The sequence below is a fragment of the Aestuarium sp. genome, assembly GCF_023253315.1.
Taxonomy (GTDB): Bacteria; Pseudomonadota; Alphaproteobacteria; order Rhodobacterales; family Rhodobacteraceae; genus Marivivens; species Marivivens donghaensis.
Genome location: NZ_JALRGW010000009.1, coordinates 62,105 through 85,307, shown reverse-complemented (window position 1 = coordinate 85,307; position 23,203 = coordinate 62,105). Strand labels below are relative to the sequence as shown.

The following is a 23,203-nucleotide window of genomic DNA, read 5'->3' as shown; positions in this document are numbered from 1 at the left end:
ATCTATGACATCGAAGAGCAATATGTGATGCTTTTCGACCGGTCGCGGACACTGTCGCTCAACCTGTTCGAACACGTTCACGGTGAAAGCCGTGATCGTGGCAGCGCAATGGTTTCCCTAATTGAGACTTATCGTGATGCTGGCTTTGAGCCAGACACAGCCGAACTTCCGGATCACCTGCCTGTTTTGCTCGAATTCCTGGCCACTCAGTTCCCTTCAGAGGCTCAGGATACTCTGGCGGACGCGGCGCATATTTTTGAGGCCCTGAGTGCACGGCTGGACCGTCGCGAGAGCCCCTATAGCGCCGTGTTCGCCGCTCTTTTACAGCTCGCAGGTGTCGCCGCGGATCAAGAGGCGGTGGCCGAAATGCTCGACCAGCCCGACGATGATCCGAACGATCTGGAGGCGCTGGATAAGGTCTGGGAAGAGTCCGAAGTTCGTTTCGGTCCTGATCCAAACGCCGGTTGCCCGCAAGTGCGTGACATGCTCGCACGGATGGATGAACCCGTAAACTCCGCGCCCAATGTCGCGGCTGAGTAACGGAGGCTCAGATGCATAATTTCCTTTTCGGTATCTACCCCTACATTGCGTTGTCGGTTCTGCTCGTCGGGTCGATCGCGCGCTACGAACGTGACCCATTTACGTGGAAGACGTCTTCTTCGCAGTTACTGCGTCGTAAACAATTAGTCATCGGGTCCATCCTGTTTCACCTGGGTGTTTTGGTGATCTTTGTCGGTCACCTCGTCGGTCTGCTGACCCCGATCCAGATCTTTGATGCACTGGGTATCAGCCACGGTGCAAAGCAGACCCTTGCCGTTGTGGCGGGCGGGATCGCCGGTGTGTCTGCCCTGATCGGTGGCGGGATGTTGTTCCACCGTCGTTGGACTGATCCGCGTATCCGGAAAACCTCGAGCTTTGCTGACATCGCCATCCTAGCGATGCTTCTGGTGCAGCTTGTTCTGGGGGTGGGCACGATCTTTGTGTCGCTCCAGCACCTTGATGGTCATGAAATGACCAAGTTCATGGCATGGGCACAGGGGATCTTTACGTTCCGGTCCGGTGCTGCTGATCATATTGCCGATGTGGCGCTGGTGTTCAAACTTCACTTGTTCCTTGGTCTGACGATCCTGCTTGTGTTCCCGTTCACGCGGCTTGTTCACATGCTGTCCGTCCCTGTTCGCTACTTTGTACGTCCGGGCTATCAAATCGTGCGGTCGCGCCGGTCGGCTCCGCGTACACCAGCGGAGTAAGTCAGATGGGATCTACACTTTTCCCCGATTTAATCGTCAATGGCGAGGCCGTTCCACACACGGTCGTTGCCGCCGAGGTTCAGAACCACGATGCGCCGACGGGCAAACCCGGTATTGCGTGGCGCAAAGCTGCGCGGGCCGTGGCCATCCGCACCTTGCTCTTGCAGGAGGCGCGTGTGCGTCGCCTGACGGCGGATCCGCTGGAAGTCGCGCCGGGAAAATTCGAAACTGAAGAGGAGGCTCTTATACGAAGTCTTCTCGACACTGAAGTTGACGTTGCGCCGATCCCCGAAGCAACGGTTCGGACGGAATATGACCGTGATCCGGACAGGTTCCGCGCACCACCCCTGTGGGAGGTGTCCCACATTCTGATCGCCTGCGATCCAAAGGATACTCAGGCGGTTGCAGAGGCAAAATCGCGCGCCGATCAGCTTGCTGCCAGACTCGCCAAATCTCCAAAGAACTTTACCCGTCTGGCCACGGAAAATAGTGACTGCGGCTCACGGAATAACGGTGGTGCACTGGGTCAATTAGGGCAGGGCGATACAGTGCCCGAGTTTGAGGCTGCTTTGCGCGGTTTGCATGAAGGCGAGATGACCTCGGCGCCTGTTCAAAGTCGCTTTGGCTGGCACATCATTCGCATGGATGCCGTCGCCGAAGGAAGCACGCTTCCCTATGAAACAGTGCGCCAGAAAATTGCGGATGCCATTGAAAAAGCAACTTGGGCGAAAAACGCTCGGGCGTTTGTACGAACGCTCACAGCGACAGCTGATGTTAGCGGTGTAGACCTTTCGGCTTCGTTAGATGAGGGCTGAACGATGAGCGATGAGAGCCACTATTACCCGAGAGGAGACGCACTGGCTCCAATCGCTCTGCAGTTGCTGGGCAATCCGATCGATTTTCTGGTGGATGATCATGTTCAGAAAAGAGAAGCCTATGGCTCACTTGACCGGATCGCCGCGACCGACAGTCCTGACCATGTCGATACTCTGGACGTGCTATCGTTTCTCAAGCTCGAACTGCCCTTACATTTGGCTGATGAAGAAGAAAGCCTTTTCCCACTCATGATCAAACGCTGTGAAACTGAGGACGAAATCGGCCAGGTGTTCAGTAAAATGCAACGGGATCATATCTATGATGTACAGGGCGCGTCCGAGTTCATTCTCACACTTGAGGGTATGGATACCATTCGTCTTGCAATGAAAGATCGTTGGGGCCTTGGCGATGCTGGCTGATCTACTCGATAGGAATATTGCGTGGTCGTCACACCGCAACGCTATAGAGCCGGATTATTTTGCCCGTCTGGCGACACAGCAAGCGCCGGAATTTTTCTGGATCGGATGCTCTGACAGTCGTGTTCCAGCCAATGTTGTTGCCGGACTCGATCCCGGAGAGGTTTTCGTACACCGTAACGTAGCGAACGTCGTGCACAGTTCTGACATGAACCTTCTTTCGGCGTTGGAATTTGCGGTAGAAGCTTTGAAAATTCGTGAAATCATCGTTTGTGGGCATTACGGCTGCGGTGGTGTCCGGGCGGCGACCGAGGACCTCCCGCACGGATTGGCCGATCACTGGTTAGAACCGATACGGCGGCTTGCGCGATCTTATGCTGTTGATCTGGCCCGAACCGTTAGCACGGAAGATTTTCGGGATCGGTTGGCAGAATTGAATGTCGTCGAAGGTGTTCGTCGCGTGTCGGAAACACCGATTTTACAACGCGCTTGGGATCGCGGAATGCCAATCAGTGTTCATGGACTCATCTACAGTCTCAAAGACGGCCTTCTGCGGGATCTCAACTGTACGATTGACCGCAGTCATATTTCGCTGGAGGCAGGAGAATGACAATCATGGATACGCTACGTGCGACGGGTTGCGGCTGTGAAGCACATGATAGTCTCTATGACCTGATCTCCATCGACGAGGCGCTCCGTAGGATTTCGGATCGGGTGTTTCCGGTCGAGGGAGTGGATGTCGTTCCTATTGCAAGCTCTTTCGGACGCGTTCTCGCTGGTCCGGAGTTTGCGGCGAGTTCGAACCCGCCATTTGATAATTCGGCAATGGATGGATATGCAGTGGATTCCCGCACCTTGCAAGGCGATGGTCCTTGGCGACTTCCGGTTCGAGGAAGGGTCGCAGCGGGTGAAGTCGCGGATATCAAGGGTGATGGCGCGGCTCAGGTCTTTACCGGCGCGCCCGTGCCTGCATGGGCAACCGCTGTGATCATGCAAGAAGATGTTGCGCGATCGGGGGATGAGATCACTTTTGATCGCCGCCCGAAAGTCGGTCAACATATTCGTCGCACCGGAGAGGACATTCTCTACGGAACAAAAATCCTGCCGACGGGAGTGCGGATGCAGTCCCGACACATCGCTGCAATTTCGGCGGCAGGGTTGTCCGAATTCGTCGTGCGCCGACCTGTGAAAGTCGCTCTGCTGGTTACCGGAAACGAAGTTCGACGCGCCGGTTCATCGTTAAATACAGCGCAGATAAATGACGTGAATACACCGATGCTTTTAGCAGAGCTGCAGCAACCGTCTGTCGATATCGTAGAGGTTTACGCGGGTGGCGATGATTTGGAGACGCTCACGGCTCAACTTTCGATGCTGTCCGAAGTGGTAGATCTGATCATAACTACTGGCGGTGTTTCGGTTGGAGATGCTGATCTGGTCAAACCAGCCATGGAAGCTGCCGGAGGTGAAACCCACTTCAGTAGCGTCGCCATCAAACCGGGAAAGCCCGTCTCGTTCGGGAGCATCGGGGCGGCACACTGGCTCGGACTGCCGGGAAATCCTGTGTCAGCTCTTGTGACGTGGCGCGTGTTCGGCAGGGTTCTGTTATCGCGACTGGAAGGGAGCCGTGACGTACCACGTCGCAGGCATGTTGTTCTTTCAGACGCTGTTAGTCATCGCGCGGGCCGCTGCGAATTTCGTCTGGCACGCCGTGAGGCATTTGATGATCTGGGTCGCGAAATCGTAGCCTGCCCGACCGCTACGCATTCCGCACGCGTCTCGCGTTTGATCGATGCAGACGGACTTATTCTTATTCCCGCAGAAACGGATCACTTGCCCAAAGGGGCATTGGTCGAATTTCTCCCGTTTTGCGTAAACGACTGAAAGGAAATTTTATGAAATTGGCCTACACGATGGCTCCCGATCGCGGAGATACAGATTTGGTCCTGCAAGAGGTTGCTGAGACCTTGATGAAACGCGGTTTGCGGGTCGTGGGAACAGTGCAGATCAATACAGAACGTGAAACTGACGGTCCCTGCGATATGGATGTCAAGGTACTCCCCGATGGGCCGGTGGTTCGCATCTCTCAATCGTTAGGTCGTGAATCCCGAGGATGTCGTCTTGATCCGGCTGCTTTGGAAACCGCAGTGGGGGAGGTGCAGGCTCGTTTGGGGCAAGGGGCCGATGTCCTGATCATTAACAAGTTCGGCAAACATGAGGCCGAAGGACGCGGTTTCCGTGAAGCAATAGCCTTTGCTGTTGAACGAGAAATTCCTGTGATAGTTGGCATAAACGGTTTGAACAAAGATGCATTTCTTGAATTCTGCGGTGGTGTGGCAGATGAAATTGCAGCTAGCGGTCCAGCGATCAATGACTGGGTCAAAGAGACGATAGGTTCAACGATAACCGTATAAATGCGCTATGTAGAGCGCGTTGCTGTGAGCGCTACGTGAACCGCGCTCCTATCGCCGTCGAGGGTAGGGGGGCGTCCCATCTCCGCCAGTATCCATACTCGGAAAACCTCTTTGGGGGTCTTCCAGCCGAGGCATTGTTGGTGCGCAGCATACTGGTCTGCAGGGTGTGCACCTATCGTCAGAGCATGGTCCAAAGAGTAAATGTGCGTTGGACGAACGCGATCTTAATAATTTGGCCGGCTCATTGTCTGGTTTTTCCAACCAGCCAGCCATAGAGCAGCCGCGCCGGCTTTGATGCATGGGGGTGAAGCCTGATGTAAAAGTCCTCGGGCGTTTCCACCCGGTTGGGTAACAGTGCCACCAGCCGCCCGCTCTCCAGATGGCTCCGTGCAAGCCCGGTCCAGCCCAGAACAACGCCCATGTCATCTTGGGCGGCCTGAAGCGCGATGACGTAGTTATTGACCCGATGTGCCACCCGAAACGGGCCGCGATAGTCAAGCGCGCCAAACCAGCCGTGCCAGTCAATCCAAGCCGCGCGGCCCGCCTCAAGGTTAATTAGCGGCAGTTGGGCCAGCTCTTCTACCCGCGTAACGGGGTGGGCGCGCGCAAAAGCCGGACTGGCCAACGCCAGAATATGATCGTGAAACAGCACCTCGCAGGGTGCCGTTTCGCGCTGGATATCGCCGTAATGAATGCTCAGGTCGCACTCTTCATCGTCTTGCAAACCGTCGCTGACGATTTGAGTCACCGACACATCGCCATGAGCGCGCCAGAACTGTGCGAGTTTGGGGGTAAGCCAAAGGGAACTAACAGCGGTGCTAACCCGAATGGTGACATAGTCGCGCGTGGTGCAGGCGCGCAATTGGCCCACGGCTTCACTCATCGTTTCAAAGCCGCGTTGAAGCGCCACAAATAAAAAAGCTCCAGTTTCGGTCAGGTCAACTCCACGGTGGTTGCGCCGAAAGAACGCCGTGTCAAATTCAGCCTCGAGCGCTTTCACTTGATGGCTGATCGCGGCAGGCGTTACGTTCAGCTCCTCCGCCGCTAACTTGAAGCTGACATGGCGCGCCGCCGCCTCAAAGGCCACGAGCGCGCTCATCGGGGGCAGTTTATACAGCCGCTTTGCCATTCAGGTGCCTTTCCTGTGTGAGCTTTCACATTAGCTCAGATAACCTCAGTAACAAATTTTCTACAATTGCCAGAGGGTCGGTTCGCAAGAAAACTGGCGTAACTCTTGTGAAGGAATGCGCCATGCTGGACCCGATCGAACACGCTCAAGAAACCTCCCGCAGCCGCCGGCGGGGGCGCGGGCAGTCGACCCGCAGCGCCGAGCCGGGGCAGAACTTGCACATGCGCGTGCCTTACATCACCCGAAAGGTGCCAACTTACGATCTTCTGAGCGAAGACTCTCTTATCAAAATCGAGGCCACGGCCGACCGTATCCTGGCTGAGATCGGCATTGAACTGCGCGAAGATGCCGAGGCAGCGCGTCTTTACCGAGAGGCTGGTGCCGAAGTGACCCCTGCTAATGGAAACGCTTGGCGGGTAAAGTTTGAGCCGGGCATGGTGCGCGAGATCCTTAAAACCGCACCCGCGCGCTTCACCCAGCACGCTCGCAATCCTGACAACAATGTCGAAATCGGTGGCGATGCCGTTGTTTTTGCGCCCTCTTACGGTTCGCCCTTCATCCTCGATATCGACGGCAACCGCCGTTACGGCACGATTGCCGATTTTGAAAATCTGATCAAACTGGGCCAATCCTCACCTTGGCTTCACCACTCAGGCGGAACCGTCTGCGAGCCAACCGATGTGCCGGTGAACAAGCGCCACCTCGATATGGTTTATGCGCATATGCGCTACTCGGATCGCGCTTTCCTTGGCTCGATCACCGCGCCCCAGCGCGCTGCTGACAGCATAGAAATGTGCCGCGTGCTGTATGGCGCCGAGTTTGTCGAGAACAACTGCGTCATCATGGGCAATTTCAACACCACCTCGCCGCTAGTGCTCGATGGCGCCACGGCGGAGGGCATTCGCACCTATGCAGCAGCGGGGCAGGGCTCTATTCATCTGCCATTTCTGCTTGGTGGCGCGGTTTCACCGCTGACCATGGCAGGATCGGTGGCGCAGTGTCTGGCAGAATCCATGTCCTCTTGCGCACTTACCCAGCTTGTGCGCCCCGGCGCCCCCACGCTTTTGGCGGGGTTCCTCTCGTCGATGTCGCTGCGCTCTGGCTCGCCCACCTTTGGCACACCTGAACCCGCGCTTGGTTCGTTGGTGATGGGTCAACTGGCGCGGCGCATTAACCTCCCGCTGCGCTGTGCGGGCAACTTCTCCACCTCGAAAATGCCCGACGGGCAGGCCATGCAGCAGGCGATGATGTCGATGATGTCGGCCATTCAGGGTGGCGCTAACTACATTTTGCACTCGGCGGGATTCCTCGATGGCTTGCTTTCCATGTCTTACGAGAAATTCGTGATGGATACCGATATGTGCGGTGCGCTGCACGCTTACCTTAACGGCATCGAGGTGAATGAAGACACGCTCGGTTTTGAGGCCCTGGCGCAGTTTGGCCCCGGCGAGCACCTCTTCTCCACCGATCACACCCTGCGCCACTACAAGACTGCCTATTGGGACAGTGCGCTCAATGATGATCAGCCGTGGGAAACGTGGTTTGAGCAGGGCCGCGTGGACTATGCGCAGCGCGCCAACAAACGCTGGAAGGCCGCGCTTGAGGCTTACGAAGCGCCCGCGATGGATGCTGGCACTGAGGCCGCGCTGCTAGATTTCGTGGCTCGCAAGAAGGCCTCTATGCCCGATGCATGGTATTGATCAGGCATTGAAAAATTATTTCAATGGCGCGCGGGATTGCCCGCGCGCTACTCTGGCATGACTGGCCTCCGCAACTTGCGTTCACCGCTCACGCTGCGCGGTCACACTATGCGCAACTGCATCGTCTTTGACGCACACTCCAACAAAACGTCCGATCGGCTCTGTCAAACTAAACGGCCTTGCGGTGGTTCTGGAGCGTGGTGAGCGTTTTGGTATGAACAAGGGCTCTCCTTTTCGGCACTTCAAGACGAGCCCAGAGGTGATCCGTTTAGCGGTCATGCTCTATGTACGGTTCCCTCTGTCTCTTCGTAATGTGGAGGATCTCCTGCATGAGCGGGGGATCGATGTAAGTCACGAGACGATCCGGTATTGGTGGAATAGATTTGGTCCGCTGTTTGCTTCTGAAATCCGGAAGCGAAGAGCGGACAGATTAAAATCCAGTGCGAATTGGCAATGGCACTTGGATGAGGTTTTCGTGAAGGTAAATGGCGTGCGGCATTACATGTGGCGTGCTGTTGATCACGAAGGTGAAGTGCTTGAAAGCTATGTCACAAAGCGCCGAGACCGCCAGGCGGCACTGAAATTCCTCAGGAAATCTCTGCGTAGATATGGAAGCCCGCAGGCAATAGTCACCTACAAGCTTAGGTCTTATGGCGCTGCTATGAGAGACCTAGGAAATACTGAGAAACAGCAAACGGGCAGGTGGCTCAGCTGGATGAAGTGCGCCGCGAAGTTGGAATGGTCTTTCAGCAGTTTAATCTGTTCCCGCACATGACAGTTCTTGAGAAATGTGTACTTGCGCCAATGCTGGTGCGCAAAATATCGCGGGCTGATGCTGAGGCCACCGCGATGATATACCTTGAGAAGGTGCGCATCGCTGATCAAGCCAATAAATTCCCCGGTCAGCTATCGGGCGGGCAACAACAGCGTGTGGCAATCGCACGCGCGCTTTGCATGCAGCCAGAAGTTCTTTTATTCGATGAACCTACCAGTGCGCTTGATCCAGAAATGATCGCTGAGGATCTGGATGTGATGGTGACGCTCGCTCAAAACGGCATGACAATGGTCTGCGTCACGCATGAAATGGGCTTTGCAAGGAAGGTCGCGGACCGTGTGATTTTCATGGATAAAGGTGAGATCATCGAGGAAGCACCACCCCAGGAGTTTTTCTCAAGTCCGAAAAACGAACGGACCAAGCTCTTCTTAGTTCAGGTTCTAGGGCATTAAGGCACTAAGAGTGGATATGCTCACACTATTGGAGTGCTCCGATAATGCCGAGAAGCTATTGCAGGTGTTTTCTAATCTTTGAAGCGCTGTAAATACGTTTAAGCGTTGGTTATGAGTTGGGTGGGGAGTTGCGGTGGTTTTTGCGTAACCGCACTTTTCCGCCTGTTTTCAAGATCCTTCGTTGGAAACCCAAGTGATCACCTGAGCTAAAATGGTTGTGACCGCAACTCCACCGCCATCTAATTCCCCTTACATAAAACGTTTGTAAGCGTGAAATACGCTGCGTCGGTCCTGCTTTGTTTGCTGGTCAAAACATTTTATTTTGTTTATGTTTTGGCATCACATTTCAGAGGCCGACATGACCGACACTGCGTCCCCACAACTCCGCCATTATCCAGTAACGCTCTTTGCTATTGGCATGGGGATGCTTGGTCTAACATTGTCTATTCACGCTGCCGAACTTACCTACAGGACCGAGGCGCACTATTCAGCTTATGCGCTATGGGTGAGCGTCGCCTTACTGGCGGTCGTCAGCCTTGGGTATCTGGCGAAAATTATCCGTCATCCTGATGCGGTAAAGGCCGAGTGGAACCACCCTGTTCGAATCGCCTTTTTCCCAGCGATTTCAATTTCCCTTCTGCTTTTGTCCGCAGCGCTGCTCACGGACCACAAGGCCATTGCTGGACCTCTGTGGTGGATCGGAATGGCATTGCAGGGTGCGCTGGCTCTCTCAGTGATTTCGGCGTGGATCGGGCATCGTAGTTTCGCGCCAGTCCACGTCAGCCCCGCATGGTTCATCCCTGCCGTTGGCAACGTAATTGTTCCGCTCGCTGGTGTGCCATTGGGGCACACAGAACTTTCGTGGCTGTTCTTTTCCGCCGGTGTGATGTTCTGGATCGTATTACTGACGCTGGTGATCAATAGGCTTATGTTCCACGACCCACTGCCAGGTCGCCTTGTGCCAACCCTCGTCATCCTTATTGCGCCGCCATCGGTTGCGTTCATCGCGTGGACGCGATTGTCAGGCGGCGTCGATTCTTTTGGCCATATTCTGTTGAGTTTGGCTTACGTGTTTGCGCTGATCGTTTTGACCCAAGCGCCGAAATTTATGCGTTTGCCGTTCGCATTGTCCTGGTGGGCTCTCTCGTTCCCGATCGCAGCGCTGTCGACCGCATCGTTCCTCTATGGCCGAGAGGTGCAATCTCAGGGCCATGTTATCATTGGAACAGCGCTATTGGCGCTTTTGGTGATCATCGTGGGGGGATTACTTGCGCGCACCGCAGTTGCAGTGCGACGCGGTCAAATCTGTCAGCCTGAGTGATGGCGATCCCACGAGGACTCGAACCCCGAACCTGCTGATTAGAAGTCAGCTGCTCTATCCAGTTGAGCTATGGGACCGCTGGATGCTCTTTAACTTTGGCGCGCCATGACGTGCAAGCGAAACTCTAAGGCCGTTTCGGCTTTGGTGACGCAACGGTTAACTGATCTGTCGCAGGCGGCCCTTGTCAATCTTGGGGAAGGTTGGCATTAAAACCGTGTTCTCAGGGCGGGGTGAAATTCCCCACCGGCGGTTAAAGCCCGCGAGCGCCCATCAAAGGTGGGGTCAGCAGATCCGGTGAAATTCCGGGGCCGACGGTTAAAGTCCGGATGAAAGAGAACGTTCGGGGCAGCGCAGCAATGCGTCTGTGTTCGGGCGGCTGCGCCTTGGGACCATTTTGATAAGACAAAGGAATGGTTCCATGACTGACAAACTAAACATCGCCTTCATTAAGGCCCGCTGGCATGCGGAAATCGTCGATCAAGCTTTGGTCGGCTTTGAAAAAGGTATGGCTGACGCTGGCCGTGCTGTAGATATCACATCCTTCGATGTTCCAGGGGCTTTCGAAATGCCGCTTCTGGCGAAAAAGCTGGGCGCGTCGGGAAAATACGACGCAATCGTTTGCGCCGCGCTGGTTGTTGACGGTGGCATTTACCGTCACGATTTCGTCGCTTCGGCTGTTGTCGATGGCCTGATGCAAGCGCAAATGGAAACAGGTGTGCCGACGTATTCGGTGTCCCTGACACCACACCACTTCCAGCCGACTGAAGAGCACATCGGGTTCTATCATGCACACTTCGTCAAAAAAGGCGAAGAGGCTGCATCGGCTGTACGAATGATCGCTGATCTTGATATTTGATTTTTGAAAACGGGCCGCCAAAATGCGGCCCGTTCTACTTTGCTTGGCAAAGACCTTAACCGATTGAGACGGTTTGTTTTTCGAAGCCGTAAAGTCTCGTTCGGTCCCATTCCCATCTCATAGCCAAAATTTCACAACGCGGCAGTTCCTGCTGCGTCTTCTCCTTTGTTCATGTGGCACGAAACTTGCGACTAATCCCCGCCTGATACCTTCGCATTTTGGCTCTGCGTCGACGGGCCCTATTGGGCACCTGTCGATACGAAAGAGATGCGGTGGCTTGGCATGGAGAAGTAAAGTTTTTGCCCCTTCGACCGTTACCGACGTGCGGGCCAATTAAAATCAGTCCGTTTTGGGCGTGTTGAGGAGAAGAAGTGTACATGTCTGACGTCGAGATTTCTTTGTCAGGAGAACTGTTTCACTCGGATGCGGCTGAACTGCTCGAGTGTCTTAAGGATGCCTTGGACGAAGGTGGATGCATCGTTGATGTGGCTGAGCTGGAAAAGATCGAATTCGGTCCGCTTCAGGTTCTTGTCGCAACAGCGGCAGCGGCACGCGCGCGTCGGATCGGTTTTGAGGTTCGTATGTCACCGGAAAACACCACGGTTCTCAATGCTTTGGCGGCCCATGCGCTGAACGCTGAAATGATTGCCGGCTCAATGTCTGGCGCACAAGAATAACTCGGATAACGATATGACTAAAACTGTACTGACCGTTGATGATAGCCCGTCGATCCGCCGGATGATTGCCCTGACGCTGCGCGAAGCAGGGTACAACGTCCTCGAGGCGTCCGACGGCCAAGACGGTTTGGAAAAAGCAACCAGCTCGCGCGTTGATGCCATCATTACCGACCAGAACATGCCGCGCATGGATGGGATTTCCATGATCAAGGCGCTGCGCCAGCACCCGAACGGGCGCGGTGTTCCGATCGTCGTTCTGTCGACAGATTCCGCGGAAACCCTGAAATCTCAAGCTCGCGAAGCGGGCGCTTTGGGTTGGATGGTTAAGCCCTTCACCCAAGACAAACTCCTCGCTGTAGTGAAAAAGGTATTAGGCTGATGTCTGATGATCTGATTGCAGTCTTTCAGGAAGAGCTCGTAGAGCTGCTCGAGAGTCTCGAAAGGGGCTTGGTCGATCTTCAGGAGAGCCCTGAGGATGCGGGGCTGATCAATCAGGTCTTCCGTGATCTACATACCGTTAAGGGAAGCGGCGCGATGTTCGGGTTCACCGATCTTGCGGCGTTTATCCATGACTTTGAAACCGCCTTTGAAAAGGTCCGTGCTGGTGCTGTTCCGGTAACGCCCGAGTTGGTGCGTCTCGGCCTTGCGGCACGTGACCAAATTCCGGCGCTGGTCAATGGCGAAGATGATCCAGACGGTGATCGTGTCGCGATCCTGAATGCCTTGCGCGATCTGACATCGGGTGGAGGTGTTGCGGCAGCCGATATCGACGATGAAATCGAGGCCGAAGCCGTCACATCAAACGCACCTGCGACCCTTCGGTTCAAGCTGTCCGAGGATGCCCTCGCGCTGGGCGCACGCCCCGATATTCTGCTGTCGGAGTTGAAAGACCTCGGCGCGACCCAAATCGTTGCCGACCTTTCTGACATTCCAGCATTGGACGATCTTAATGCGGATCAGTGCTATGTGGCGTGGCAGATGCAATTGCCTGCTGGTGTTGCAGAGGACGATGTCGAAGACGTATTCATGTTCGCGGACGCCGACTGGACGCTGACCGCTACCGAGGTCAACGAGGTTGTCGAGCGTGACGAGATTGATGATCTCCTGTCCGAGGCACCCGTCCTCGACACCCCAGCCCCACAACAGCAAGTGCCCTCTGACAAAGCGCTTGCCGCAACCGAACCTGCCGCCTCTATTCGTGTGCCTGCTGCGCGTCTTGACGCGCTTATGGACTCTGTTGGGGAGCTGGTGACTGTTGAGGCCCGTTTGACGGAACTGGCGCGTCACAGCCGTGACCCCGCGCTCTTGTCCACCGCAGAAGAAGTCACCCGCCTTGCTGCACGTCTGCGGGATGCGACGATGACCATGCGAATGGTCCCGATGCGGACTTTGGTGTCGCGCTTCCGCCGTTTGATCCTTGGTCTTTCGTCTGATCTGGGCAAACCTGTGGAATTTGTGGTCGACGGTGAGGATACCGAACTCGATAAAACGGTGATCGAAAAGCTCGCTGATCCGTTGGTGCATATCCTGCGCAATGCCATCGACCACGGTATGGAAGATCCCGCTGCTCGAGCGCAGACGGACAAAGATCAGGTTGGGCGGATTGAACTGTCCGCAACTCATGTTGGTGGCGAGGTTCACATCGTTGTTCGCGATGATGGGCGTGGTATGAGCGCCGACAAAATTCGCGCAAAGGCGATTGAGCGCGGCTTGATCACCTCTGAAGCCCAACTGACAGCGGGTCAGGTGTTCGCGCTGGTTCTTGAACCTGGGTTCTCGACCGCCGAAACGATCACAGAGCTGTCCGGTCGTGGTGTCGGCATGGATGTTGTCCGACGCACCATCGAAGGGCTGCGTGGTGTCATCGAAATCGACAGTAAACTGGGTCAAGGAACGACAGTTACCCTGCGCCTCCCACTGACCCTCGCGATCATTGATGGGTTGCTGATTGAGATTGCGGACGAACGCTACACACTGCCGATGTCGTCAGTGAAAGAGATTTTCGAACTGCCGTTGGACAAACGCATTGCGTCTCGCAACGGCGACTACCTCGATATCCGCGGTCAGTTCGTGCCCTTCGTTCGGTTGCGTCATCTGTTTGACTGCGAAGGTGAGCCACCGACCGAACAGAACGTTGTCGTGGTCGAGTCTGGCGATGCCCGCATGGGGGTCGTTGTCGATCGGATTATCGGCACGAACCAAACGGTGATCAAACAAGTCTCTAAACTCCAGCAAGGTGCACGCGCGATTTCTGGCGCGACCATTCTGGGGGATGGCACCGTGTCTCTGATCGTAGACGTTGCGCAGCTTCTCGCGATGTCGGGGCCATTGATCGAACCTAAGAAAGAGGTGGCCGCATGACCCTCGCCGCATCTCATAAAATCGTAATCACCTTTTCGATCGGCCCTCAGCGCCTCGCTATTCCAGCGACCGATCTGCGCGAAATCATCGACCCACTTCCGACAACCCGCGTTCCGGGTGCAGGTGATTTTGCGCCTTGGGTGGTTAACGTCCGTGGGGCAGTTTTGCCACTGGGCGACCTGCGTTTGCCTTTGGGGATCAACGACCCCAATCCAGCCGAACGCCCCGAGGACGCTCGTCGTTTCCTCGTCCTAGAAGCGGTCATCGGCGGCGAACCAACAACGGTCGCCGTGATGGCTGACATCGTCCACGAAGTCGCGACCATCCCGTCGAAATCCATCGAAACACTACCCGCCACGTCTATGTGGCCCTCTGAATTTGTCGAAGGCCTGTTCAAAGGCCCAGAGGGCGAATTCGTCCTCATCCCCGACCTATCCGCAATCTTTACAGCAATGGCGCAGCGTGCCGCTGTTGCATAACTTGGGAACTGTGACATGCGTCTGAGCATCAAAGTTAAACTCGCCGCCACCTTTTTGTTCGTGTTTATCCTCTCGTCGATTTCGATGGGGATCGCCCTTAAGGACCTCGATAAGGTCAACCAAAACTACGACGCGGTTATCGCTGACGAACTGCCCGTCTTGTTGCTGATCGAAGATCTGACCCGCATTAAATTGATGGTCCGTACCACTGTTGCGGAAATTCTCATCGGTCTTCCTGATGCGCCAGCGAACCACATTCCGAACCTTCGCGCGCGCTTGAATGAGCTGAATGAGGAAGCCAAGCAATATGCGGCTGAAATTCGTGCTGTCGCTACGCCAGACATGATCACGATATTAGATAATTTCGAACAGGCCGATGCTGAAGCGCTGGCGACCGCTCAGCGTGTCATCGCATTTGAACTTTCGGGTCAGGGTGATCCAGCGAACACCATGTTCCACGGCGCTTTGCGCGACGAAACAGAAAATCTGCAGAACATGCTCGGGCAACTGAATGAACTCGTTCAAGGTCGCCTCGAAGCCAGCGTCGCTGCAGACCAAGCGAGCTTTGTCGCCGATCGTCGCAATCTGATTATCATCGTTGCCGCAACGATGCTGGTGGGTGCTATTTCCGCGCTCTTCATCGTTCTGAGCATTTCGCGTCGCCTTGGTGTGGCTTCGGCAATGGCTCGTAGCGTTGCCAAAGGTGATCTTCGCAACACAATCGATGTTCAGGGCCGTGACGAGATCGGTGATCTGCAGACCGCAATCAACGACATGGTTGTAAAGCTGCGTGATATCGTCGGTGAAGTGACCCATTCGGTGCGCAACGTGAATAACGGCGCGACCCAGATGGCCGCGACCTCCGAAGAGCTCTCGCAGGGCGCAACAGAACAGGCATCGTCGACCGAAGAAGCTTCGGCTGCTGTTGAGCAGATGGCTGCGAACATCAAACAGACCGCTGAAAACGCGAGCATCACTGAACAGATGGCTACCAAATCTGCCGAAGATGCGCGCAACAGCGGTAAGGCTGTGACCCAAGCGGTTGATGCGATGCAGACCATCGCTGAACGCATCATGATTGTTCAGGAAATTGCGCGTCAGACCGACCTTCTCGCTCTGAACGCTGCTGTTGAGGCCGCACGTGCGGGCGAGCATGGTCGTGGTTTCGCGGTCGTTGCGGCTGAAGTTCGTAAACTCGCAGAACGTAGCCAGACTGCGGCAACTGAAATTTCGTCGCTCTCTGCGTCGACAGTTCAGACTGCTGCAAGCGCTGGAGAAATGCTTCAAGGTCTTGTTCCTGACATCGAACGTACATCGTCGCTGGTCACTGAAATTTCGGTGGCTGCGCGTGAACTGGCAACGGGTTCGTCCCAGATCAACATGTCGATCCAACAGCTCGACCGCGTGACCCAAGAGAACACCTCGGCGTCCGAGCAGCTTTCGGCGAGCGCAGTTGAACTGGCTGATATGTCCTCTGAGCTGGAACGTATCGTTGGGTTCTTTGAAATGGATGGTGCTGCAATTGAAAAACCTGCACCGCGTAAATCTGCTCCTGCTGCAAATGCTGCCAAGAAACCGATGCGTCCATCGCGTCCGCAAAAGGCTGATGGTGGGTTCGATTTCGATCTGGGTGAACATGATCTAGACTCGCTCGACGATCAATTTGCTCGCAGCAAATCCTACTGATCCGGAGCGGATGTATGTCGACTTGCACTGACATCGTCACCTTCACAATCGACCGCGCCATCTATGGTGTCGCGGTCGATCGGGTTCGAGAGATTCTGGACATCCGTCCTATCGCACCGTTGCCGAAGGCACCGAAGTATCTGATGGGCATCATTGATTTGCGCGGGGAAAATATCCCGTCGTCGATCTGCGGAGTTTGCTGAACTTAGAGCCGTTAGAGGACACGCCCAATACGCGTATCCTCGTGACCTTGATGGACTATGGTTCGGGCTCTGGCGTTGTTGGCGTGCGGACAGACCGCGTGATCGAAGTTACCCGCATGGACGACGAAGAAATTCGTCCGTTGACCGAAGCTGAACTGCTGCGGTGGGACGGTGCTGCCATCGCAGGGATAGGGCGTCGCAACGGTGAAATCGTGAGTGTCCTCGACCTTGATCACCTGTTTGGTGATCCTGCACTTCTAGCTGGGGTCTCGACCTCTGCTGCGATTGACGCGGCTTGAGGATTCCACCGTGGTAATGACGTCATTGCAAACTGATACCAGCGAAAGGTTCCGGCATATCATCCGGATCCTCACTGGCATCAGCTTGCCGGCGTCAAAGGCTCCAATGATCGAACAGCGTCTGCGCAAGCGGATGGTCATGTGGCAGCTTCCTGATGTGAACAGCTACCTTCAGGCTCTCGTCAACGGGCAGTTGCCCGAAGATGAACTGCGTCAGGTCATTGATCTCATCACTACAAACACGACGAGCTTTTTCCGCGAGAAGGAACATTTTGATTTCTTGCGCAGCCATATCGTGCCCGAGCTAATCGCCAATGCGGGTGTGAAAAAGGCACGCATGAAGGTTTGGAGCGCCGCGAGTTCCGAAGGTGCCGAAGCCTATACAATCGCGATGGTTCTGTCCGAGGCCTGCCGCACAGGCGTGCGATTTGACTGGGGTGTTTTGGGCACTGATATCTCGCATCGCATGATCAAGAAAGCGACGATTGGCGTATACGATGAAGAACAGATCTCGACCGTCGCCCCTGATTTAGCGCGGCGCTACATCATGACTGCGCAGACCCCGCGTATGGATGGCAAAGTGCGCATCGTCCCCGAGCTACGTCAGCGCGTTCGGTTCCGTCACATGAACCTGATCGATTTGTCTTACCCCGTTGACCGCGATGTATCTGTGATTTTTCTACGCAATATCCTGATCTACTTCGATGCGCCTGACAAAGCAGCTGTCGTACAAAGGCTGGCAGACCACTTGCAGATAGGTGGTTATCTGATCGTGGGTCACGCTGAAAGCATGGTCGTTCGATGTGACAGCCTCGAACAAGTAAAACCTACAATTTTTAAGAAGATCGCAAGATGACCAGTGCCGAAATTGACCCCATCAAAGTTCTGATCGTGGACGATTCATCGTCGGCGCGCGTCATGATGCGTAAAATCGTTGAAAGCGATCCAGCGTTGAGCGTGCAGGCCATGGCGCAGGATGCCTATTCCGCAGCACGGCTGATGAAAGAGGCTTTGCCTGATGTCATCCTGCTCGACCTTGAAATGCCGGGCGTCGATGGAATCACATTCCTGAAAAAGATCATGGCGCAGCGTCCATTGCCCGTCATCATCTGTTCCTCGCTTACGCAGAGCGGATCCCAGCGTAGTGTCGAAGCAATGGAGGCGGGTGCCGTTGATGTCATCCTCAAGCCGTCGATGGCAGACGCGAAGGTATTCCAAGAGGCGTCGGCCAGAATTTGTGACGCGATCCATGCCGCTGCTCAGAGTAATCGCGCGCCCGGTCGCAGGCTCCCGCGTCGTGCGGCAGCGCCAGTTCAGCCCACGGCTAAACTCTCAGCGGATGTCATTCTACCGCCGCCCAACTTCTCGCGCCCGGTCCCAAAGACCGAACCGATCGTTTGCATCGGCGCCTCGACGGGGGGGACTGAGGCTCTGCGCGTAGTCCTTTGTGCTTTACCTGCGGATGCTCCTGGGATCGTCGTCGTGCAGCACATGCCAAAAGGTTTTACCAAAGCCTTCGCCGATCGTTTGAATAGCCTTGCTCAGATCGAAATTTGCGAAGCCGAAGACGGAATGACTGTCACACAAGGGCGCTGCATCATCGCTGCGGGTGATCGTCACATGCTATTGCGCCGTGGTCCTTCGGGGTACCGCGTCCAAGTGGTGGAAGGCGAAAGTGTCAGTCGGCACCGCCCCTCTGCTGATGTGCTGTTCCGCTCTGGGGCCGCTGCGGGTGGCGCGAATATTCTGGGCATCATCATGACAGGCATGGGCGATGATGGCGCGCAATGCTTGGGCGAAATCAAACGGGCGGGAGGCCACACTATCGCCCAAGACGAGGCGACTTGTGTCGTCTACGGCATGCCACGCGAAGCGGTGAACCTAGGTCACGCAAAGCAGGTTCTGCCTCTAGGCCGTCTTGCACTTTCAATCACTACATTTGCCCGTATGCACGAGTATCACGGGGCCGGCTCATGACGCATCTTACCCCTATCCAATCGCCCATTCGCGCGACAATTGACCACTTTGTTCGGCTTAGATCAGAGATCGAAACGACCTTTGTATCGACGAGCTCAAGCCTAGAAGGCGCCCTAGATCGGCTTGGTCATTTGTCGTCGGTGTTTGGCGAATTGCGCGACGGACTCGGTGCTGAAACCGAAGCGCAACTGTCCGCATTGATCGATACCGTCAACGCGCATCTTTCGACGCTTCAGGCCAACTGCGGCAGCTTTACGACGGCGTCGTCGGAACTGCATAAGTCGGTGCGTCTGATTTCGTCCGAAGTCCATGAATTGGACCGCGTTGTTCGGACCATCGCCAATATTTCGATCAACGCGCGCATTCAGGGCAACAGCCTTGTTCCCGCACGTCCGCAAGTGACGGCTTTTATCGATAGGCTCGCGGCTATGTCGGAAGAGTCAGAGAACATCCTAAGCGAAATCAACGACTCGATGGCAGAAATTGCCTATGACGTCAGAGCGATGGACTACGAGCAGCGGCTGATGCTGGGCGAATTGCGCCAGAACGTTATGCCGTCGATTGCTGCGTTCTCGGCCATGTCGACCAAAATTCGCGATGGTCAGGCAGGCATGGTTTCTGCCGCGCAGGACATGGATGAACAGGCCAATCAGATCGCGTCTGAAGTCGGGCGTATCATCGTGGCGCTTCAAACCGGCGATTCCGCGCGTCAGCGTATCGAGCGTGTCGAAGAGACACTGGCGATTGCGGAAACTGTCGATGGCCGCGATGCGTCCCGACTGGCTGATCTCGCGATTGCATTGTCCGAGCGTATGAAGCTTCGAACTCAAGACGACATCCAAACGGCGATTGCCTCTTTGCGTTCCGTTCAGGAGCGCGGAGAGCAGGCTATTCTAGCGGCTTCGCGAACGACCTTGGGTGGGACTGGGCTTTCGTCGACGGCGGGTGGGAAGGAACACAAAAAGCTCGAACAGAGCTTACGCGGTAACGGTGAACACTTCGCCGCCATGAAGGGCCGCGCAGAAGCAGTCCACAACCGTTTGTCAGTTATTCTGAAACACGAAGCGACCCTGCGTGGCATCGCGCATCAGATCCGTCTGTCTGGTATCAACGCTGTGATCATCTGCGCAAAACTTGGTACTGAAGGCCGCGCGCTTCGCGAGCTGGCGCATTGGCTCCGCGACTTGACGGACGAGAGCGACCTCATCATCGCGCGGCTTCAGTCGATTTTGGCCGATACACGTGAAACGATCCGTGTCTTGACCGAAGATCGTATCGGTGGCCTCGAAAGCTGCCTGTCGGATTTCTCAAACGACGGCCAGTCGCTGTTCAATTTGATCGAGACAGCAAATGAGCTAATGGTTCGCACCAGTTCTGGCTTTGAAGCAGCAGCCTCTTCGCTGCCAATTCAGATCGCATCTGCCACGGGTGAGCTGGAGCGCTTTAGCGAACGTCTTGACCGCCTTGGGTCGCATCTGATGGGACTGCAATTGTTCAAAGATACGGTTTCCGATCAGGGCGCGAGTGACCCTGATCGAATGTCGGACATCCTTTCATCACTCCGTTCGAAATACACTATGGAAGGTGAACGGATCATCCACGACGAACTTTTCGGTGGCGATTTCGTATCTCTCGAAGCTGTCGCCGATACCGCGCCCGACGCAGGTTCGGATGATCTGGACGATATCCTCTTTTAAACGTCTGTGAGTTCACGGGCGGCGCGTGCGATCACGAGCTCTTCGTTGGTTGGAATGACCATGACCGTTGTTCGGGACATCTCTGTCGAGATGACCCGCGCGTGGGCGTCGTTCTTATTGTGATCGATTTCGATGCCCATCCATGCCGTTCGTTCGCAGACGCGATTACGGATAAAGGCTGAATTTTCACCAATCCCGCCGCAGAATACCAAGGCATCAATCCCGCCCATCGCAGCGGCCATACCGCCCAGTTCGCGCTGAATGCGGAAGACAAAATAGTCGATTGCCTGTCGGGCCTCGAGGCTATCCGAGGCCTCTAGCGTTCGCATGTCGTTTGACAAATCAGACAGCCCAAGAAGGCCGGATTTCTTGTAGAGCATGTCTGAAATGTCGGTCGCCGAAAGGCCCTCTTGGTCCATTAGATATAGGACCACACCCGCGTCGAGTTGCCCGCATCTGGTTCCCATCGGCAAGCCATCTAGGGCCGAAAACCCCATCGTCGAAGCGACTGACTTGCCGTCTTGGATCGCACACATTGATGCGCCGTTCCCGAGGTGGGCAACGACTACACGCCCTTGGGCGATTGTCGGCGCGATGCGGGTTAATTCGCCAGCAATGTAATCATAAGACAGCCCATGAAACCCATACCGCCGCACGCCTTTGTCGTAATAGGCGCGGGGTATAGCAAAGGTATCGTTCACATAAGGGTGGTGGCGGTGAAATGCGGTGTCGAAACAGGCGATCTGAGGCGCGTTAGGAAACGCCGCTTTGGCTGCCTTGATCCCACTGAGGTTATGCGGCTGGTGAAGGGGCGCAAAAGGTTCGAGCGTGGTCAACCGCTCTAAAACTTCATCCGTGACCATCGCGGGTGCATCATACCACAGTCCACCATGAACGACGCGGTGCCCTACGATATCGATCGTCTTTCCATCCAGTTCTGGATCGATTGCTGAAAGCACAGAGGTGAGCGCTTCTTGATGTGTGCTCAGACCGTCAGTTTTCGTTGGTAGGTCGAACCCCCGTTGATCCTTTAGTTTCAACGTTGCTTTCGTCCCGATCCGGTCCACCAATCCAGTGACCAAGGGTTGATCGCTATCTGACGTGTAAACGGCAAATTTCAGCGATGAAGACCCCGCATTCAGCGTTAAAACGGTCGTCATTTCACGTCACCTGCTTTGACGCCATTGAGCCGTGCGTCATGGAGCGCAGCAACAGCGCAGGATGCAAGCCGCGACATTTTGCTGTCAGACCGCGAGTTCAGGATCACGGGCACTTTCGCCCCTAGAACGAGGCCAGCCCCTTCGGCGTGGCTGATAAAGGCGAGCTGTTTGGCCAACATATTCCCCGCATCAAGGTTGGGAACAACAAGGATATTCGCGTGGCCAGCCACATCGCCGCTTAGCCCCTTTGTGCGGGCAGCACCGATGTCGACGGCGTTGTCCATCGCCAGCGGGCCGTCAACCTTGCCGCCCTTGATTTGTCCGCGCTCTGCCATCTTGGACAAAAGCGCGGCGTCGATTGAAGACGGGATAGATGGATTGATTGTCTCGACCGCAGACAAAACAGCGGCAAGCGGTTCTTCGGACCCAATAGAAATCGCGAGGTCGATTGCGTTCTGAACAATATCGACCTTGGTTTCGAGGTCAGGCGCGATGTTAATCGCGGCGTCTGTAACCATCACAGGGTGCCGCATCCCCGGAACGTCCATGACAAAGACATGGGTAAACCGTCGACCAACCCGCAGACCGTTTTGTTTATCAAGCATCGGGCGCAACAGATCGTCCGTGTGCAGATGCCCCTTCATTACGGCAGCCGCTTTTCCGTCATGGACCAGCTTGCAGGCGATTGATCCAGCTGAGTGATGGTCGGCGTCGATGATTTCAAAGGCAGAGATATCTTCACCCAATTCGTCTGCCGCGGCTTTGATCTTGGCAGGATTGCCGATCAGGATGGGCGTGATGATGCTCTCTTGCGCCGCAAGTAGCGCGCCCCCCAAGGATTTAACTTCCTCGGGGCAGACGACCGCTGTTGCAAGTGGGGGCAGGGGCTTTGCCTTCTCCAGAAGGGCCTCAAAATGCCGATGCCTTTCGACGACGAGGCGCGGCACGTCTACGTTGTCTTGGTCAAACTTGACCGTTGGGGCATGGACCTGCGCCTCACCACGCAACACGAGGTTGCCGGTGTCAGCATGGGTGATGTCGGTGGATAGAGTGACGATCCCATCCTCATCTTTGGCGGTGACAGTGACCGTGCAGATGATCTCTTCGCCAGCATGTACGCGGTCAAAAAATTCGAGCGTTTGACGACGATAGAGCGTTCCAGGACCGGGAAGACAGGTTCCCAGCACCGCGGAAATCAGCGAGGCCACATACATCCCAGGCGCGACGCTTTCGACCGAACCATCGCCGTCGCCATCGTGTCGCGGCAGGTGCATCGGGTTGTAGTTCCCTGATACGTTGGCGAACACGTACAGGTCGTCTGCCGTCACCAATCGGCGGAGGGATTCGGTCTGACCGATTCTGAGTTCATCGAATGTTTTGTTTACGAGATGCATGGTGGCCCGATGGCTCCCTTGAGTTGGTGTCCGGTCGTTCCTCCCGAGAGGTCACTAGCTGTCACCACGGGCTTTCGCTTTGACCTTAATCATAAAATTATAAAACTGGCTCGACAGTTCAATGGCTCAATCGAGAATGTGGAA

General features: G+C 55.5%; 21 protein-coding genes, 1 tRNA gene, 3 pseudogenes and 1 riboswitch. Of the genes and pseudogenes, 21 read left to right on the top strand and 4 right to left on the bottom strand.

Features of this window, described 5'->3' with window-relative positions:
- The 7 genes from narJ to AC1QQ2_RS07070 form a co-directional block, all read left to right on the top strand.
- Positions 1 to 540: nitrate reductase molybdenum cofactor assembly chaperone (gene narJ, locus AC1QQ2_RS07100; RefSeq protein ID WP_479712607.1), on the top strand; the 540-nt coding region annotated here is incomplete at its 5' end.
- Positions 541 to 551: 11 nt separating this feature from the next.
- Positions 552 to 1,250, top strand: a complete 699-nt coding sequence (narI, locus tag AC1QQ2_RS07095) for a respiratory nitrate reductase subunit gamma (protein WP_347199588.1) — start codon at positions 552 to 554, stop codon at positions 1,248 to 1,250.
- Positions 1,251 to 1,255: 5 nt separating this feature from the next.
- On the top strand, positions 1,256 to 2,065 hold the full coding sequence (locus tag AC1QQ2_RS07090) for a peptidylprolyl isomerase (RefSeq protein WP_347199589.1): 810 nt from the start codon (positions 1,256 to 1,258) through the stop codon (positions 2,063 to 2,065).
- Positions 2,066 to 2,068: 3 nt separating this feature from the next.
- Entirely contained in the window at positions 2,069 to 2,485 is a 417-nt protein-coding gene (locus AC1QQ2_RS07085; protein WP_479712606.1) for a hemerythrin domain-containing protein, read from the top strand.
- Positions 2,475 to 3,092 (top strand): carbonic anhydrase, encoded by a 618-nt coding sequence (locus AC1QQ2_RS07080; RefSeq protein ID WP_347199591.1) that lies wholly within the window; start codon positions 2,475 to 2,477, stop codon positions 3,090 to 3,092. The genes AC1QQ2_RS07085 and AC1QQ2_RS07080 overlap by 11 nt, the downstream gene beginning before the upstream one ends.
- Positions 3,093 to 3,097: 5 nt before the next feature.
- On the top strand, positions 3,098 to 4,363 hold the full coding sequence (locus AC1QQ2_RS07075) for a molybdopterin molybdotransferase MoeA (protein WP_479712605.1): 1,266 nt from the start codon (positions 3,098 to 3,100) through the stop codon (positions 4,361 to 4,363).
- A complete protein-coding gene (locus tag AC1QQ2_RS07070; protein WP_479712604.1) occupies positions 4,348 to 4,893 on the top strand; it encodes a DUF2478 domain-containing protein in 546 nt (181 codons plus the stop codon). The genes AC1QQ2_RS07075 and AC1QQ2_RS07070 overlap by 16 nt, the downstream gene beginning before the upstream one ends.
- Before the next feature lie 241 nt (positions 4,894 to 5,134).
- On the opposite strand, the gene AC1QQ2_RS07065 is transcribed toward AC1QQ2_RS07070, so the two are convergent.
- The gene (locus AC1QQ2_RS07065) at positions 5,135 to 6,022 is read right to left on the bottom strand and encodes a LysR substrate-binding domain-containing protein (protein ID WP_479712603.1); all 888 of its coding nucleotides are present in this window, start codon (positions 6,020 to 6,022) and stop codon (positions 5,135 to 5,137) included.
- Positions 6,023 to 6,144: 122 nt separating this feature from the next.
- Between AC1QQ2_RS07065 and AC1QQ2_RS07060 the strand changes: the two genes are divergently transcribed.
- The 4 genes and pseudogenes from AC1QQ2_RS07060 to AC1QQ2_RS07045 all read left to right on the top strand — a co-directional run bounded on the left by AC1QQ2_RS07060 (position 6,145) and on the right by AC1QQ2_RS07045 (position 10,270).
- Entirely contained in the window at positions 6,145 to 7,722 is a 1,578-nt protein-coding gene (locus tag AC1QQ2_RS07060; RefSeq protein ID WP_479712602.1) for a trimethylamine methyltransferase family protein, read from the top strand.
- Positions 7,723 to 7,936: 214 nt separating this feature from the next.
- Positions 7,937 to 8,434, top strand: a pseudogene (locus AC1QQ2_RS07055) (IS6 family transposase); the annotation flags it as partial.
- 2 nt (positions 8,435 to 8,436) lie between these two features.
- Positions 8,437 to 8,949: pseudogene (locus tag AC1QQ2_RS07050) on the top strand (amino acid ABC transporter ATP-binding protein); the annotation flags it as partial.
- A gap of 358 nt (positions 8,950 to 9,307) precedes the next feature.
- Positions 9,308 to 10,270: an SLAC1 anion channel family protein gene (locus AC1QQ2_RS07045; protein WP_479712601.1), complete on the top strand. Its 963-nt coding sequence runs from the start codon at positions 9,308 to 9,310 to the stop codon at positions 10,268 to 10,270.
- On the opposite strand, the gene AC1QQ2_RS07040 is transcribed toward AC1QQ2_RS07045, so the two are convergent.
- A tRNA-Arg gene (locus AC1QQ2_RS07040) sits at positions 10,271 to 10,347 on the bottom strand.
- Positions 10,348 to 10,482: 135 nt separating this feature from the next.
- Positions 10,483 to 10,612, top strand: a riboswitch (FMN riboswitch).
- A gap of 76 nt (positions 10,613 to 10,688) precedes the next feature.
- On the opposite strand from AC1QQ2_RS07040, the gene AC1QQ2_RS07035 reads away from it, so the two are divergent.
- The 10 genes and pseudogenes from AC1QQ2_RS07035 to AC1QQ2_RS06990 all read left to right on the top strand — a co-directional run bounded on the left by AC1QQ2_RS07035 (position 10,689) and on the right by AC1QQ2_RS06990 (position 20,505).
- Complete coding sequence (locus AC1QQ2_RS07035; protein WP_067550352.1) at positions 10,689 to 11,126, top strand: 6,7-dimethyl-8-ribityllumazine synthase; 438 nt, start codon at positions 10,689 to 10,691, stop codon at positions 11,124 to 11,126.
- Between the two features lie 377 nt (positions 11,127 to 11,503).
- Positions 11,504 to 11,803 (top strand): STAS domain-containing protein, encoded by a 300-nt coding sequence (locus tag AC1QQ2_RS07030; protein ID WP_479712600.1) that lies wholly within the window; start codon positions 11,504 to 11,506, stop codon positions 11,801 to 11,803.
- A 13-nt stretch (positions 11,804 to 11,816) separates the two neighbouring features.
- The gene (locus AC1QQ2_RS07025; RefSeq protein WP_479712599.1) at positions 11,817 to 12,182 is read left to right on the top strand and encodes a response regulator; all 366 of its coding nucleotides are present in this window, start codon (positions 11,817 to 11,819) and stop codon (positions 12,180 to 12,182) included.
- Complete coding sequence (locus tag AC1QQ2_RS07020) at positions 12,182 to 14,164, top strand: chemotaxis protein CheA (protein ID WP_479712598.1); 1,983 nt, start codon at positions 12,182 to 12,184, stop codon at positions 14,162 to 14,164. Before AC1QQ2_RS07025 ends, AC1QQ2_RS07020 begins: the two co-directional genes overlap by 1 nt.
- Complete coding sequence (locus AC1QQ2_RS07015; RefSeq protein ID WP_479712597.1) at positions 14,161 to 14,643, top strand: chemotaxis protein CheW; 483 nt, start codon at positions 14,161 to 14,163, stop codon at positions 14,641 to 14,643. Before AC1QQ2_RS07020 ends, AC1QQ2_RS07015 begins: the two co-directional genes overlap by 4 nt.
- A 15-nt stretch (positions 14,644 to 14,658) precedes the next feature.
- Complete coding sequence (locus AC1QQ2_RS07010) at positions 14,659 to 16,329, top strand: methyl-accepting chemotaxis protein (protein WP_479712596.1); 1,671 nt, start codon at positions 14,659 to 14,661, stop codon at positions 16,327 to 16,329.
- Between the two features lie 14 nt (positions 16,330 to 16,343).
- A pseudogene (locus AC1QQ2_RS07005) lies at positions 16,344 to 16,831 on the top strand (chemotaxis protein CheW).
- A gap of 16 nt (positions 16,832 to 16,847) precedes the next feature.
- Positions 16,848 to 17,687, top strand: coding sequence for a CheR family methyltransferase (locus tag AC1QQ2_RS07000; RefSeq protein ID WP_479712595.1), 840 nt, complete (start codon positions 16,848 to 16,850; stop codon positions 17,685 to 17,687).
- Complete coding sequence (locus AC1QQ2_RS06995; RefSeq protein WP_479712594.1) at positions 17,684 to 18,808, top strand: protein-glutamate methylesterase/protein-glutamine glutaminase; 1,125 nt, start codon at positions 17,684 to 17,686, stop codon at positions 18,806 to 18,808. Before AC1QQ2_RS07000 ends, AC1QQ2_RS06995 begins: the two co-directional genes overlap by 4 nt.
- The gene (locus tag AC1QQ2_RS06990; RefSeq protein WP_479712593.1) at positions 18,805 to 20,505 is read left to right on the top strand and encodes a hypothetical protein; all 1,701 of its coding nucleotides are present in this window, start codon (positions 18,805 to 18,807) and stop codon (positions 20,503 to 20,505) included. Before AC1QQ2_RS06995 ends, AC1QQ2_RS06990 begins: the two co-directional genes overlap by 4 nt.
- On the opposite strand, the gene AC1QQ2_RS06985 is transcribed toward AC1QQ2_RS06990, so the two are convergent.
- Together AC1QQ2_RS06985 and AC1QQ2_RS06980 are read right to left on the bottom strand one after the other, a co-directional pair.
- Complete coding sequence (locus AC1QQ2_RS06985; RefSeq protein WP_479712592.1) at positions 20,502 to 21,665, bottom strand: acetate/propionate family kinase; 1,164 nt, start codon at positions 21,663 to 21,665, stop codon at positions 20,502 to 20,504. The two genes, AC1QQ2_RS06990 and AC1QQ2_RS06985, sit on opposite strands and share 4 nt — an antisense overlap.
- Complete coding sequence (locus AC1QQ2_RS06980; protein WP_479712591.1) at positions 21,662 to 23,059, bottom strand: bifunctional enoyl-CoA hydratase/phosphate acetyltransferase; 1,398 nt, start codon at positions 23,057 to 23,059, stop codon at positions 21,662 to 21,664. Before AC1QQ2_RS06980 ends, AC1QQ2_RS06985 begins: the two co-directional genes overlap by 4 nt.
- Positions 23,060 to 23,203: the final 144 nt, after the last annotated feature.

What these genes read in the sequence shown, in the direction of transcription:
- AC1QQ2_RS07065 (WP_479712603.1), bottom strand. Translation starts at nt 6,022, where the DNA reads ATGGCAAAGCGGCTGTATAAACTGCCCCCGATGAGCGCGCTCGTGGCC.
- AC1QQ2_RS07030 (WP_479712600.1), top strand. Translation starts at nt 11,504, where the DNA reads ATGTCTGACGTCGAGATTTCTTTGTCAGGAGAACTGTTTCACTCGGAT.
- AC1QQ2_RS07035 (WP_067550352.1), top strand. Translation starts at nt 10,689, where the DNA reads ATGACTGACAAACTAAACATCGCCTTCATTAAGGCCCGCTGGCATGCG.
- AC1QQ2_RS07010 (WP_479712596.1), top strand. Translation starts at nt 14,659, where the DNA reads ATGCGTCTGAGCATCAAAGTTAAACTCGCCGCCACCTTTTTGTTCGTG.
- AC1QQ2_RS07020 (WP_479712598.1), top strand. Translation starts at nt 12,182, where the DNA reads ATGTCTGATGATCTGATTGCAGTCTTTCAGGAAGAGCTCGTAGAGCTG.
- AC1QQ2_RS07085 (WP_479712606.1), top strand. Translation starts at nt 2,069, where the DNA reads ATGAGCGATGAGAGCCACTATTACCCGAGAGGAGACGCACTGGCTCCA.
- narI (WP_347199588.1), top strand. Translation starts at nt 552, where the DNA reads ATGCATAATTTCCTTTTCGGTATCTACCCCTACATTGCGTTGTCGGTT.
- AC1QQ2_RS07045 (WP_479712601.1), top strand. Translation starts at nt 9,308, where the DNA reads ATGACCGACACTGCGTCCCCACAACTCCGCCATTATCCAGTAACGCTC.
- AC1QQ2_RS07090 (WP_347199589.1), top strand. Translation starts at nt 1,256, where the DNA reads ATGGGATCTACACTTTTCCCCGATTTAATCGTCAATGGCGAGGCCGTT.
- AC1QQ2_RS07080 (WP_347199591.1), top strand. Translation starts at nt 2,475, where the DNA reads ATGCTGGCTGATCTACTCGATAGGAATATTGCGTGGTCGTCACACCGC.
- AC1QQ2_RS06990 (WP_479712593.1), top strand. Translation starts at nt 18,805, where the DNA reads ATGACGCATCTTACCCCTATCCAATCGCCCATTCGCGCGACAATTGAC.
- AC1QQ2_RS07075 (WP_479712605.1), top strand. Translation starts at nt 3,098, where the DNA reads ATGGATACGCTACGTGCGACGGGTTGCGGCTGTGAAGCACATGATAGT.
- AC1QQ2_RS07000 (WP_479712595.1), top strand. Translation starts at nt 16,848, where the DNA reads ATGACGTCATTGCAAACTGATACCAGCGAAAGGTTCCGGCATATCATC.
- AC1QQ2_RS06995 (WP_479712594.1), top strand. Translation starts at nt 17,684, where the DNA reads ATGACCAGTGCCGAAATTGACCCCATCAAAGTTCTGATCGTGGACGAT.
- AC1QQ2_RS06980 (WP_479712591.1), bottom strand. Translation starts at nt 23,059, where the DNA reads ATGCATCTCGTAAACAAAACATTCGATGAACTCAGAATCGGTCAGACC.
- AC1QQ2_RS07025 (WP_479712599.1), top strand. Translation starts at nt 11,817, where the DNA reads ATGACTAAAACTGTACTGACCGTTGATGATAGCCCGTCGATCCGCCGG.
- AC1QQ2_RS07015 (WP_479712597.1), top strand. Translation starts at nt 14,161, where the DNA reads ATGACCCTCGCCGCATCTCATAAAATCGTAATCACCTTTTCGATCGGC.
- AC1QQ2_RS06985 (WP_479712592.1), bottom strand. Translation starts at nt 21,665, where the DNA reads ATGACGACCGTTTTAACGCTGAATGCGGGGTCTTCATCGCTGAAATTT.
- AC1QQ2_RS07060 (WP_479712602.1), top strand. Translation starts at nt 6,145, where the DNA reads ATGCTGGACCCGATCGAACACGCTCAAGAAACCTCCCGCAGCCGCCGG.